The 11,684-nt window shown below is 70.4% G+C and carries 11 protein-coding genes; 5 read left to right on the top strand and 6 right to left on the bottom strand.

The window, feature by feature from the left end; translation table 11 throughout:
• Positions 1-23 precede the first annotated feature (23 nt).
• A complete protein-coding gene (locus AA23TX_RS00595) occupies positions 24-617 on the top strand; it encodes a hypothetical protein (RefSeq protein ID WP_230862287.1) in 594 nt (197 codons plus the stop codon).
• A 43-nt stretch (positions 618-660) separates the two neighbouring features.
• On the opposite strand, the gene AA23TX_RS00590 is transcribed toward AA23TX_RS00595, so the two are convergent.
• From AA23TX_RS00590 to AA23TX_RS00565, 6 genes are all read right to left on the bottom strand, one after another.
• The gene (locus AA23TX_RS00590; protein ID WP_439328761.1) at positions 661-1,275 is read right to left on the bottom strand and encodes a DUF742 domain-containing protein; all 615 of its coding nucleotides are present in this window, start codon (positions 1,273-1,275) and stop codon (positions 661-663) included.
• A gap of 300 nt (positions 1,276-1,575) precedes the next feature.
• The gene (locus AA23TX_RS00585; RefSeq protein ID WP_155540653.1) at positions 1,576-1,992 is read right to left on the bottom strand and encodes a roadblock/LC7 domain-containing protein; all 417 of its coding nucleotides are present in this window, start codon (positions 1,990-1,992) and stop codon (positions 1,576-1,578) included.
• 380 nt (positions 1,993-2,372) lie between these two features.
• Positions 2,373-2,981 carry a GTP-binding protein gene (locus tag AA23TX_RS00580; RefSeq protein ID WP_155540652.1) on the bottom strand — a complete coding sequence of 203 codons (609 nt, stop codon included), beginning with the start codon at positions 2,979-2,981 and terminating at the stop codon, positions 2,373-2,375.
• Positions 2,962-3,750 (bottom strand): DUF742 domain-containing protein, encoded by a 789-nt coding sequence (locus AA23TX_RS00575; protein ID WP_155540651.1) that lies wholly within the window; start codon positions 3,748-3,750, stop codon positions 2,962-2,964. The genes AA23TX_RS00580 and AA23TX_RS00575 overlap by 20 nt, the downstream gene beginning before the upstream one ends.
• Before the next feature lie 25 nt (positions 3,751-3,775).
• Positions 3,776-4,237 carry a roadblock/LC7 domain-containing protein gene (locus AA23TX_RS00570; protein WP_155544159.1) on the bottom strand — a complete coding sequence of 154 codons (462 nt, stop codon included), beginning with the start codon at positions 4,235-4,237 and terminating at the stop codon, positions 3,776-3,778.
• 14 nt (positions 4,238-4,251) lie between these two features.
• A complete protein-coding gene (locus tag AA23TX_RS00565) occupies positions 4,252-7,434 on the bottom strand; it encodes a sensor histidine kinase (protein ID WP_155540650.1) in 3,183 nt (1,060 codons plus the stop codon).
• 716 nt (positions 7,435-8,150) lie between these two features.
• Here AA23TX_RS00565 and AA23TX_RS00560 point away from each other — a divergent pair.
• From AA23TX_RS00560 to AA23TX_RS00545, 4 genes are read left to right on the top strand one after another with little or no spacing between them, the layout of a single operon-like run.
• Positions 8,151-9,158: an ABC transporter substrate-binding protein gene (locus tag AA23TX_RS00560; RefSeq protein WP_196425130.1), complete on the top strand. Its 1,008-nt coding sequence runs from the start codon at positions 8,151-8,153 to the stop codon at positions 9,156-9,158.
• A 1-nt stretch (position 9,159) separates the two neighbouring features.
• Entirely contained in the window at positions 9,160-9,930 is a 771-nt protein-coding gene (locus AA23TX_RS00555; protein WP_155540648.1) for an ABC transporter permease, read from the top strand.
• Positions 9,927-10,760, top strand: coding sequence for an ABC transporter permease (locus AA23TX_RS00550; protein ID WP_155540647.1), 834 nt, complete (start codon positions 9,927-9,929; stop codon positions 10,758-10,760). Before AA23TX_RS00555 ends, AA23TX_RS00550 begins: the two co-directional genes overlap by 4 nt.
• A gap of 19 nt (positions 10,761-10,779) precedes the next feature.
• Positions 10,780-11,640 (top strand): ABC transporter ATP-binding protein, encoded by an 861-nt coding sequence (locus AA23TX_RS00545; protein ID WP_155540646.1) that lies wholly within the window; start codon positions 10,780-10,782, stop codon positions 11,638-11,640.
• Positions 11,641-11,684 lie beyond the last annotated feature (44 nt).

Here is an 11,684-nt window from a genome sequence, read left to right as displayed (position 1 = left end):
TCTTCGGGAACCAGGGAGGGACCATGAAGTGGGGAACGCGCGTGACCGCGCTGGCCGCGGCGACCGTCGTCGCCGGGGTCGGGTTCGCCGGGGCGGCTGAGGCGATCGGGCCACCCGTCTACACCAAGTACGACGTCAACGGCACCACGCACGTGGCCAAGCCGAATGCGAACGTCACGCTCGGGCCGGGGATCGCCGAGCTGTACACCGACATCGGGCCGTACTCCTTCTCCGGCACGATCACGCTGCCGCCGGTGACGATCACCCGGACCGTGCCGGGCGTGGGGACCGTCAGCGGCAAGCTCACCCTGGGCCCCGGCGCCGTCACCGGGCAGGCCTTCGGCGGGTTCACCGCCACCGCGAAGTGGCCGGTGAAGGTCTCGGACGTGACCGTGAACGGCAAGCCCCACGACGTCGGCCCGGCGTGCGGCACGGCGGAGCCGGTCACCACCGAGCTGACGTCGACCGACTGGCAGCTCGACAAGGGCGGCCACCTGACCTCGACGTACACCATCGGCGACTTCGCGAACTGCGGGTCGGCGACGGCTTTCGTCAACGCGGCCGTGCCCGGCCCCGGCAACACCCTGGCGCTCGCTCTCACCTGGCCCAAGGCCTGACGACGCGCGGGGCCGGGGATCGCCTCGGCCCCGTCCGCCGGGACTAGAGCGCCCGCAGGCCGGCCAGGACGCGTTCCATGAACTCACGGGACGAGCGGTCCCCGAGGATCAGCTCGGTCTGGTGGATCAGCACCAGGCCGATGTCGGCCATGTCGCCGACCAGTACCTTCACCACGCCCAGCGGCAGCCGCAGGTGGGCCGCGATCTCGGCCACCGAGCGCGTGTCCAGGCACAGGTCGCAGATCCGGCGGTGCTCGACCGACCGGACGCCGCGGTACCGGCGCCCGTCGTCGGACGTCGAGACGAGCGCTTCCAGCGCCAGGTTGTGGTCGGACCGCGTGCGGCCGCCGGTGCGCGTGTACGGGCGCACCCGGGACCGCGCCGCGGCGACCGGCGGCGGGCTCAGCACGCGGGCCGGTTCTTCCCACGGCTCCGGCTGCGGGATCCAGCGGGTCTCCGGGTCCGGCGGAGGTGTCCAGCCGGTGCGCGGGTCGATCGGCGGAGCCCACGAAGGCGGGGGCGCCGCCTGGGGTCTGGACACCGGGGGCCTCGGGGCCGGCGGCCGGGGCACCGGGGGTGCCGGCGGGCGAGGCGGGGCGGGCGGCCGGGGCGGGGCCGGCGGGCGCGCGCCGCGCGGAGGTGTCCACGCGGGCTCCAGCGGCGGGGGCTCCGGCTCGTACGTCTCCTCGTCCTGCCACTCGGGCGCGGCGGGATCGTAACCGCCGTCGTCGTAGCCCTCGTCGAAGTCGGACGACGAACCCCACTCGCGGGTGTCCTCGTCGGTGTAGCCCTGCGGGTCCGGCTGGGGTCGCGCCGGCTTGCGCTTGGGCATGATCGTCGACAGCGTCGACATGTCGAACTTGCTGGGCGAATCGAAACCCTCGCGCTCGGTACCGCGGTGCAGTGCGTCCCAGCCGCTGGAGTCCGGATCGTCGAATCCCGAAATCCTCATCTCGCCCTACCCACGCAAGCCGCCCTGGAGCTGCGCGCGCAGCTCAGGGGTGATCTGCTGGCCGACCCGCTCGACGAGCAGCGTCATCTCGTACGCGACCGTGCCGATGTCGCACGTCGGCGCGGCCAGCACCGCCAGCGACGAACCGTCCGAAACGGACATCAGGAACATGTAACCGCGCTCCATCTCCACCACGGTCTGGTTGACGCCACCCGCTTCGAAGCAGCGCGCGGCCCCGTGCGTCAGGCTGATCAGCCCGGACGCGACCGCGGACAGCTGCTCGGCGCGCTCTTGGGGCAGGCCTTCCGACGGCGCCAGGAGCAGGCCGTCGGCGGACACCAGAACGGCGTGCGCGGCGCCGGGTACCCGGCGCACGAAGTCCGTGATGAGCCAGCCGAACGAGCCCTGGCCGGATGCCGTCACTACTGCCCCTCCTTGCTCCTGCGGCGCCGCACGCCGCACCCCGGAGTGGCCGGCACGGCCCACGCTCAAGCGTATTCGCCCCGCCGGTGGTGTCGAGTCGACCACCGACCGGCCGGTGCGCACCCTACGTGTGCGCGCGACCGCGCTCCGCACCGACCCGGTGCGGCCAGTGCGGCCGGAACTCGCTCCGCGGCCCGCGGTGGCGGGGTGTCCGCGCAGGTCAGCCCGGTGGACGGCGGGCCCGGCCGAGGACGCCCCCTTCGACGTTACCGAACCGCGGCGACCGTTCCGTCCTCCGGACGGCGGCAAGGCTCCCCGAAGTGGGTGAAGCCCGTGGAGTTCACTCCAACGGCCGCATCCGCTCCGGGGCATCCGCACCCTCAGCCTGCGCGCAGCGCCGAATCGTGCGCGATCGCGTGCTGGACGACGGAGATCAGCACCTGCTTGGCGGAGTCGCGCTCACGCGCGTCGCACGCCATGATCGGGACCGACGGCGCGATGGTGAGCGCGTGCCGCACGTCCTCGATCTGGTGGTGCAGAAGCCGGTCGAAGCAGTTGATGGCCACGACGTAGGGCAGCTTCCGGTTCTCGAAGAAGTCGATCGACGGGAACGCGTCGGCGAGCCGCCGCGTGTCCACCAGCACGACCGCCCCGATGGCGCCGACCGCGAGGTCGTCCCACATGAACCAGAACCGGTGCTGACCAGGGGTGCCGAACACGTACAGCACCAGGTCCGAGTCCAGCGAGATGCGCCCGAAGTCCATCGCCACGGTCGTGGTGGTCTTGTTGGGCGTGGCCGTGGTGTCGTCGTGTCCGACGCTCGCCTCGGTCATCATGGCCTCGGTGGTCAGCGGATCGATCTCCGAGATCGCCCCGACCATTGTTGTCTTCCCCGAACCGAACCCGCCGGCGACCACGATCTTGGCCGACGAGGTCGGACCCGTCACCTGCGGCGCGTTCGCGTCGGAGTCAAATTCTCCGAAGCCCACTGAGCACCCTTTCCATGAACTCGATACTCGGGCGGTCGCCCACGGTCGGGCTGCTGGAGTGCACCAGCACCAGCCCGAGGCCCGCCACGTCACCAATCAACACCCGCACCACACCGAGCGGCAGCCGCAGCAGCGCGGCCACCTCGGCCACCGACCGGGTGTCGAGACACAGGTCGCAGATCGACCGGTGCTCGGGCACCCGGACCCGGTCGAGCATCCGGCCCTGATCACTCGTCGAGATCAGCGCCTCGATCGCCAGGTCGAGGGTCGCCTTCGTCCGGCCCCGGGTCCGGAAGTACGGCCGGACCAGGCCCGAGGTCTCCATCTCGGTCGGCGCCGGCTCGTCCACGTACTCCTGGTTGGCCTGCCGCGGCAGGGCCGCCGCGAACTCGCCGGAGTCAGGCCCCTGCGAGTAGTCGCGGTCGCGGCCGTTGCTGTACGCGGCGAAGTCGTGCGCGTCGTACAACGGCCCGCTCGACCCGCCGAACAGCTCGGCTCCCGGGCCGCCCAGCAGCCGGTCGCGGTATTCGCCGCTCCCGGGCTGGATCGGCCGGATCGGTTCCTGACCGGCGTTGCTGTCGGTCAGCCAGTTCGGGGGTTCTCGCACGGGGTCGTTGTCGGACGCCTGCACCCGGCGTGACCGCCACTCGCGGTCGACCCGTTCCCGGAACGACTGCCAGTCCTCCCGGCCGTCGTCCGATTGCTCGGACCACCCGCCGGAGAAGTCGTCACCGAGCCGGCCATCGCCCCTCAAGCGCCCGTCGTCCACGGCTCTCTCCTCGGTTCCCGTGTCCTCAGCGGCGGACTGCCGAGCCCTGCAGCTGGGCCCGCATCTCCGGTGTCAGCTGCTGACCGACCCGCTCCACCAGCAGGGTCATCTCGTAGACGACCAGGCCGATGTCGCTCTCCGGCGAACCGAGCACCGCCAGGCACGAGCCGTCCGAAACCTGCATGAGGAAGAGGAAGCCGTTGGCCATCTCGACCACGGTCTGCGCGACCGTCCCGCCTTCGAACACCTTGGCCGCGCCGCGCGCGAGGCTCGTGAGCCCCGACGCCACCGCCGCCAGCTGGTCCGCCCGGTCCTTCGGCAAGCCTCGCGAAGCCGCCAGGAGCAGGCCGTCGGCCGACACCACGACCGCGTGGGCCGCGCCGGGCACCCGGTGCACGAAATCCGTGATCAGCCAAGCGAAGCTGCCGGCGTTGTTCGTCTTGGCATGCGCTTGGCCGTTCGGCTGCGCGGAGCCACCCGGCTGCATTGCACCCGCCCGTGTCACTTTCGCTCCTCACTGCTGTCTGTGGTGTTGCCACGCCCCGGAACCCTGCTGCTTTCCAGCTGTTCTTCGGCCGGGAGCTCCTTCAAAGCGTGCCGTCCCGAGGTGTAGCCCCGCTGGAAGCTTGCCATCCTGCTCCGCGCCGCGGACGCCGAGCGGGTGATCGCACCCGTTCCGGGCATGCCCGCGGTGTTGTCCGCGAAGTTGTTCTGGGCCGGCGCGCCGGCAGAAGGACTGTTGATCGACCCCGGAACCAGGTAGGCGTTCGGGACGCGCTTGGGCAGCCCGGCCGTGGTGATCTCCTCGTTCTTGGACTCGAGCAGCGACTGCGCCTTCTGCCAGCCGTCGTCGGAGGCACTGTGCCAGCCGTCGTCGGGCGGGAGGAGCGGGTGCCGGGTCGCCGCGGTCGGCAGCAGCTCGTCCACCTGTTCGCGCGGCTCGCGCTGTTCGCGCTCTTGGCGCCGCGTGACCGGTTCGGCGACGACGGTCCGCTCCGCGACCGGCTCGGAGGAGCCGGTGAGCGGCGGCAGGTTCGGGTCTTCACCGTCACCCTGCGCCGGAACCGGGTCGGCCGGCGAGTCGTCGCCTTCACTGAACCAGCGTGACAGCACCGACTGGTAGATGGGCAGCCGCCGGGTGGGTACATCGTCCTCGAGGGCCGACGGACCGACCTCCTCCGCACGCGGGGGGGGCGGTGGCGGCTCTTCCGGCGGGACGTACTTCGGCTCGCGCTTCGGCAGGACCAGCGGCGCGAACTGCGTGTCGCCCGCCCTGGAGCTGGCGCCGTCGCCGTTCGCCGACGGCGTCAGCGGGGCGAGGTCCTCGGCGGTCGGCCAGGCCGGCGTCTCGGGCTTCGGCAGCTCGGGCGACAGGAACGGGCCCGCCGCGCGGCCGCCGCTGACCAGGTCGTCCAGGCTGATCGGCTGGTCGAGCGGGACCAGCCCGCCCTGGTTCGCCACCGGCTCGTGCGCCGGTGCCGGCGGGGGCGGCGGTGCCGAAGGCGGGACCGGCGTGTGCGACTGCGTCTGGTCGAAGTCCGAGCGAGCGGCCGGGATCGGGATGCTCGGCATGGACATCGACGTCTCGGAGCGGTTGGGCGGCAGCGGGGTCTGCCGCGCCATGCCCGGGCGGAGGTGCGTGAGCAGCTCGGCCGGGACGACGACGCGGGCGATCACGCCACCCTCGATGTCCTCGTTCTCGCGCAGCCGCACCTCGATGCCGTGGCGCTTGGCCAGCCGGGAGACCACGTACAGGCCCATCCGGCGGGTCACCGACACGTCCAGGTCCGGCGGCTCGGCGAGCCGGCCGTTGACCTCGGCCAGCCGCTCTTCGCTCATGCCGACACCGTGGTCGGTGACCTGGATGGCCAGTGCCTTCCGGCGGGTCACCACGGCGCGCACGATGACCTTCGTCTCCGGCTCGGAGAAGTAGGTCGCGTTGTCGAGCAGCTCCGCGAGGACGTGCACGAGGTCGTGGATCGCCAGGCCCTGGACCGCGACGTCGGGCACGATGCCGACCTCGATCCGGGCGTACTGCTCGATCTCGGACACCGCGGCGCCGATGACGTCGGCGGCGGGCACCGGCTTGGGCACGGACTTGGCCAGGCCGGCGCCGGAGAGCACCAGCAGGGACTCACCGTTGCGCCGCAGCCGGGTGGCCAGGTGGTCGAGCTCGAACAGGCTGGCCAAGTGGTCCGGGTCCTGCTCGTCGGCCTCGAGGCGGTCGATGACGCCGAGCTGGCGTTCCACCAGCCGCTGCGACCGCCGCGAGAGGTTCACGAAGATGCCGTTGACGTTCTCGCGCAGGAGGGCCTGCTCGGCGGCCATCTTGACGGCTTGTTCGTGGACGATGTCGAACGACCGCGCGACTTCGCCGATCTCGTCGCGGGAGGTGACGGGCACCGGCTGGACGGCCTTCCTCGAGGCGCCGACCGGGTCCGGGTCGTCGAGGATCGCCTGCACCGTCTCGGGCAGTCGCGTGTAGGCGACGTCGAGCGCGCTCTTCCGCAGCACCCGCAGCGGGCGCAGCATCAGGCGGGCGACGACGAGCATCAGCGCGATCGCGGCCGCCAGCGCGGCGAGCACCACGCCACCGCCGACCCACGCCGAGTTGACCGCCGCCGTGGCGAGGTCGTCGGCCCGGGTCTTCAGCTGGGCCAGCAGGTTCGACTCGACGGCGTGCAGCTTGTCCGCCGACACCGTGCTGTCCTTGCCGAGCGCCGTCGTGTCGATGCTCGGCGCGTCACCCGTCTGAGCGAAGGCGAACGCCGCGGTCTGGATCCGCCGCCGGTCGTCGACCTCCGGGCCGGAGTAGGTGTCGTTGTAGAGCTGGCGCTGGTCGTCGTCGGCGTTCGCGAGGAAGGCCGAGACCGAGGCGTCCGCACTGGAGGCCGACGCGCGCGTCTGGTCCAGGAGGTCACCGGGGAAGCTCCCGCGGAACGCCGCGATCTGCAGCTCGGCGTCGGCGCGGGTGGTGAACTCCTTGGCCTCGCTGATCGCCTGCGTGCTCGTGCCGAGGCGCAGCACGTCCCGGTCGGTGACCGCGGTGGTCACCTCGCGGCCGAGTTCGATCAGCGCGTCGAGGATGCCGGAGTAGGCGGTCATCACCGTGATGTCGGGCAGGCCGTTCGCGGTGTTGAACGCCGCCCGCAGCGGACGCAGCGCGTCGAGGCGCTGGATACCGCGGGCGTACCGGTCCTTGGTCGCCTGGTCGTCGTAGGTGAGGGTCGAGGCCGCGCTGCGCAGGTTGGTGACCTCTCGGTCGACCTTCGCGATCTGCGAGTCGAGCCCGGTCTGCAGCAGCGGGTTCGCGGACGAGATCCGCGCGACCGCCAGCGACCGCTCGTTCTGCAGTTCGTGCACAACCGTGGTGACCTTGACGGCGAACGCGACCTGGTCGGCGGTCTGCTGGAACTCCGTCGCCTGCTGAGCGTCGTCGACCACGCGCAACGTGCCCAGCACGAGCGCGGTCAAGGTCGGGATCAGGAGGATCGCGGCCAGCTTGGACCGCACCCTCCAGTCGCGCATGCCGGAGAACAGCCCGGCCTTCCGGCCCGGAGCATCTCCGGGCGACTGCGCGGGGGGCCCTCCTACCCCCGCGGCGTCTTCGTTCGGCACCGCCGCACCACCATCATCGTTCGTGCTCGTGAAACCCTGGTCGGTCCAGCGCCCGCCAGGGCGCATCGCGTTCTCCTCAGCCACTCGTCAGCACGCTCCCGGCGCTCCGGCTCATCGACCGATCGGTAGGAGCCCAGCGCGAGACGCTACCCGTACGGGTGAAAAGATCGTCTTCGACGGGGGTTCCTGAACCCCGCCCGGTCGGGCGGAATCGGTTCAGCTCGAGCATCACGGTCGGGTCCCTGCGCTGGTCCTGCATCGGTCTTGGTTCGTTCGCCTAGCCCACCGGCACAGCGGCGGGGCACGGCCAGGCGGCGGTCTCTGCGGGGGAGATTCTCTCAGGAAAAGCACAGCGTGCCCTGGTAAACCGGGGATCGACTTGATCGGCCATCCAGGCACTCTCTCTCACTACATCGGAGGTTGATACCTCCCCGCAGGTGCAGAGGGTAGCGAACGGCCGGGGAAGATGTAACCCTCCCGACGCTTCGTGCCCGATGTTGCACAGCGTTCGCTCAGTCGGCGCACAGCTGGTGATCCCTTAATCAAGAACTCGGCCCTACGCTGGGTGAACAGCTACGGCGAGTGGAGCAGTGGGTCTAGACCAGAGGCCAAAAGAGTGACCTGCACCACCCTCTCGGGTATTTAACCCACCCGTTGTGAGCGAGCTGTCACCGCCTCTACAGTGACCCGCGTACTCCCGAGAATGAGTCACGTACTTCCCCGGGATTCGGTCCACCAACCGTCAATTTTCACTCAAGGAGCAGGCCTTGCTTGGAAACGCCATGAGCAGTGGCCGGGTTCGCACTCGCCGCGCCGCGCTCGGGCTCGCCCTCACCGTCGCAGCCGCGACAGCCCTCACCGGCTGCAGCGCGCTCGGCTCGGACGACTCGAACGCCTCGTCGAACGGGGGCGGCCTGGAGAAGTCGAAGATCAAGGTCTCGATTCTGCCGACCACCGACCTCGCGCCGTTCTGGCTCGCCCAGGACGGCGGTTACTTCAAGGCCGAGGGTCTCGAGGTCGAGCAGGTCATCGCGCCGAGCGGGCAAGCTTCGATGACGAAGGCGATTTCCGGGGAAGCGGACATCGCTCTTTCGACTTACACGCCGTTCTTCGTCGCCAAGAGCACCGGTGCCGCGGACGTGCAGCTGGTGGCCGACGGCACCTCGGTGAACGCCAAGAGCAACGCGATCGTGACCGTGCCGAACTCGCCGGTCAAGACGGTCGCGGACCTGGCGGGCAGGCGCATCGCGATCACCGCCAAGAACACCGCGTCCGACATCCTCACCAAGTCGGTGATGAAGGACCACGGCGTCGACTACTCCAAGGTCAACTGGGTGCCGATCCCGCTCCCGAACATGGCGGCCGCGCTGCAGCAGGGTCAGGTCGACGCGGCCTACATGCCGGAGCCGCAGCTCTCGCAGGCGGCGAAGGTGGCCGGCGCCACGCCGATCATCGACATCAACACCGGCGCCACCCAGGACTTCCCGCTGACCGGCTACGGCGCGGCGACGAAGTGGGTGCAGGCGAACCCGAAGACCCTCGCGGCCTTCCAGCGCGCCATGAAGAAGGCCACCCTCGACGCGATCAACGACCGCGCGAAGGTCGAGCCGCTGTTGGTGAAGTACGCGAAGATCGACCAGGACACGGCCAAGCTGCTCACCCTGCCGGGTTACGGCTCCACCCTGGACGCCCGGCGCCTCCAGCGGGTCCCCGATCTGCTGCTGCAGATGGGCGTCATCACCAGCAAGGTGGACGCCGCGCCGATGATCGCGCCGCAGGCGAACAACTGACGTGACGAAGCTGTTTCGCGGCCTGGCCGGCCTGGTCGGTTTCCTCCTGCTCTGGGAGGTCGTCGTCCAGGTCGGCCTCGTCAGTAAAACGTTCATCCCCCCGCCGAGCGTCGTCCTGGTCACCGTCGGCGACCTGCTGGGCGACCCCGACTTCATCCGCGACATCGTCGCGACGATGCTCGCCTGGCTGATCGCCATCGCCATCGCGATCGCCGTCGGCGTGCCCGCCGGGCTGCTGCTGGGCAGTGTCCCGGTGCTGCGCACCGCCACCGCCGCGATCGTCGAATTCCTCCGCCCGATCCCGGTCACCGCGCTGGTGCCGCTGGTGCTGCTGGTGATCGGCTCCGGTCCCGACGCCAAGATCTCCCTCGCGGTGTACGCCTCGCTGTGGCCGATCATGTTCAACACCATCTACGGCATGGGTGAGATCGACCCGGTGCTGATGGAGACCGCGCGCGCGTGCGGGACCAGCCGGTTCCGCATCCTGTCGTCGGTCGCGCTGCCGCAGACCGCGCCGTTCGTCTTCACCGGCCTCCGGCTGTCGGCGACCATCTCGCTGATCGCCGTCGTCAGCGTGGAGTTCCTGGCCGGCTCCGAAGTCGGGCTCGGCAGCTTCATCCTCGTCGCCAGCTCCGGTTCGATCCGGTTCGACCTGGTCCTGGCCGGTACCGTGGTGGCCGGGGTACTGGGGTACCTGATCAACGAAGGACTCGAACAGCTCGGCAAGCGGCTGTTCCGGTGGAGCACCGTCGACCGGGAGGCGATCGCATGACCGCGGCGACACTCACCGGCCGGGTCGGCAGGCGGGCCGCGCGCGGTGCCGCCACCATCGTCCGCAACTGGCTGCTCTTCGCGATCCTCGTGGTCGTCTGGGAGTTCGCCGCCCGCGCGGGCGGCAGCAAGTTCTTCCCGCCGCCGACGGAGATCGCGGTCGCCGCCGCGAAACTGTGGTTCACCGGGCCGGCCTCGCACCTCTTCCTCACCGACGCGGTGTTCGACAACGTGTTCCCCAGCCTCGGCCGGATGCTCGGCGGCTGGGCGCTCGCCGCGGTCGTCGGCATCACGCTCGGTGTGCTGGTCGGCCGGTCCGCGAAGGCGATGGACTACCTCGGCCCGCTGTTCGCGTTCTTCCGCTCGATCCCGCCGCCCACGCTGATCCCGGTGTTCGCGGTGCTGTTCGGGCTGAGCTCCGGGATGCAGATCGGGTCGATCATCTTCGGCTCGATCTGGCCGGTGCTGCTCAACACGGTCGACGGTGTCCGCTCGGTCGACCAAGTGAAGGTCGAAACCTCACGGTCCTTCCGCACGCCGAAGCGGTACTGGATCACGATGGTGGTGCTGCCCGCGGCGGCGCCGAAGATCTTCGCCGGTCTGCGGGTCAGCCTGTCCATCTCGCTGCTGCTGATGGTGGTCTCCGAGCTGGTCGGCGCGTACAACGGCATCGGGCGGTCGCTGATGAACGCCCAGCAGGACTTCGACTTCCCGACCATGTGGTCGTGGCTGGTGCTGCTCGGCATCCTCGGCTACCTCTTCAACACGATCTTCCTGGCCGCCGAACGGCGGGTGCTGGCCTGGCAGCCGGCCCGTCTCGGCCGCGACTGACGCTGGAAAGGCCTCTCCCATGTCAACCATGCTCGAAGTTTCCGGCCTCAGTCACCGCTACGGCACAGGCGCGAAAGCGCACATCGCGGTGAACGACCTGTCGTTCACCGTCGAGGCCGGGCAGCTGGCCAGCATCGTCGGCCCGTCGGGCTGCGGGAAGTCGACGCTGCTGCGCTGCGTCGCCGGGCTGACCCCGCCGACCGAGGGCACGGTGAGCCTGCACGGCGACCGCGTCAACGGCGTTCCGGACGACCTCGCCGTCGTGTTCCAGGACTACAGCCGGTCGCTCTTCCCGTGGCTTTCGGTGCAGAAGAACGTCGAGTTCCCGTTGCGCTGGCGGTCGATCTCCCGCGCGGAACGGCGTTCGCGGGCGGCCGAGGCGCTGGAGCAGGTCGGGTTGTCCGCCGTGGGCGGGAAGTTCCCGTGGCAGCTGTCCGGTGGCATGCAGCAGCGGGTGTCGATCGCCCGCGCGCTGGCCAGCCGCCCGTCGCTGCTGCTGATGGACGAGCCGTTCGCGTCGGTCGACGCGCAGACCCGTTTCGAGCTCGAGGACCTGACCCGGCGGGTGCAGCGCGAGCAGGGCACCACGATCCTGGTCGTCACGCACGACATCGACGAGAGCGTCTACCTGTCCGACCGGGTGCTGGTGCTGTCGAAGTCACCGGCGTCGATCGTGGCGGATCTCCGCGTGGGCCTGCCGGCCGAGCGCAACCAGATCACCACGCGCGAGTCGGCGGAGTTCGTGACGCTGCGCGGCGAAGTGGCACGGCTGCTGCAGGGCGGCACCCCGGCGGACGCCGTCGCGGCCGCGTCGGACGCCGCCGAGTGGGACCTGGCCGAGCGGGCCAAGAACGTGACGGGGTCCAAGACCGGGAGCTGACCGTACCGTCCACAAGAGACACACGGAAGCCGCGGCGGGGTCCC

It is taken from the genome of Amycolatopsis camponoti, assembly GCF_902497555.1.
Classification (GTDB): Bacteria; Actinomycetota; Actinomycetes; order Mycobacteriales; family Pseudonocardiaceae; genus Amycolatopsis; species Amycolatopsis camponoti.
This window is presented reverse-complemented; position numbering and strand designations above follow the sequence as displayed.

Excerpts from the sequence above, each read along its gene's own strand:
- AA23TX_RS00570 (WP_155544159.1), bottom strand. The coding sequence starts at position 4,237 with ATGCAGCCGGGTGGCTCCGCGCAGCCGAACGGCCAAGCGCATGCCAAG.
- AA23TX_RS00545 (WP_155540646.1), top strand. The coding sequence starts at position 10,780 with ATGTCAACCATGCTCGAAGTTTCCGGCCTCAGTCACCGCTACGGCACA.
- AA23TX_RS00560 (WP_196425130.1), top strand. The coding sequence starts at position 8,151 with ATGAGCAGTGGCCGGGTTCGCACTCGCCGCGCCGCGCTCGGGCTCGCC.
- AA23TX_RS00565 (WP_155540650.1), bottom strand. The coding sequence starts at position 7,434 with ATGCGCCCTGGCGGGCGCTGGACCGACCAGGGTTTCACGAGCACGAAC.
- AA23TX_RS00550 (WP_155540647.1), top strand. The coding sequence starts at position 9,927 with ATGACCGCGGCGACACTCACCGGCCGGGTCGGCAGGCGGGCCGCGCGC.
- AA23TX_RS00595 (WP_230862287.1), top strand. The coding sequence starts at position 24 with ATGAAGTGGGGAACGCGCGTGACCGCGCTGGCCGCGGCGACCGTCGTC.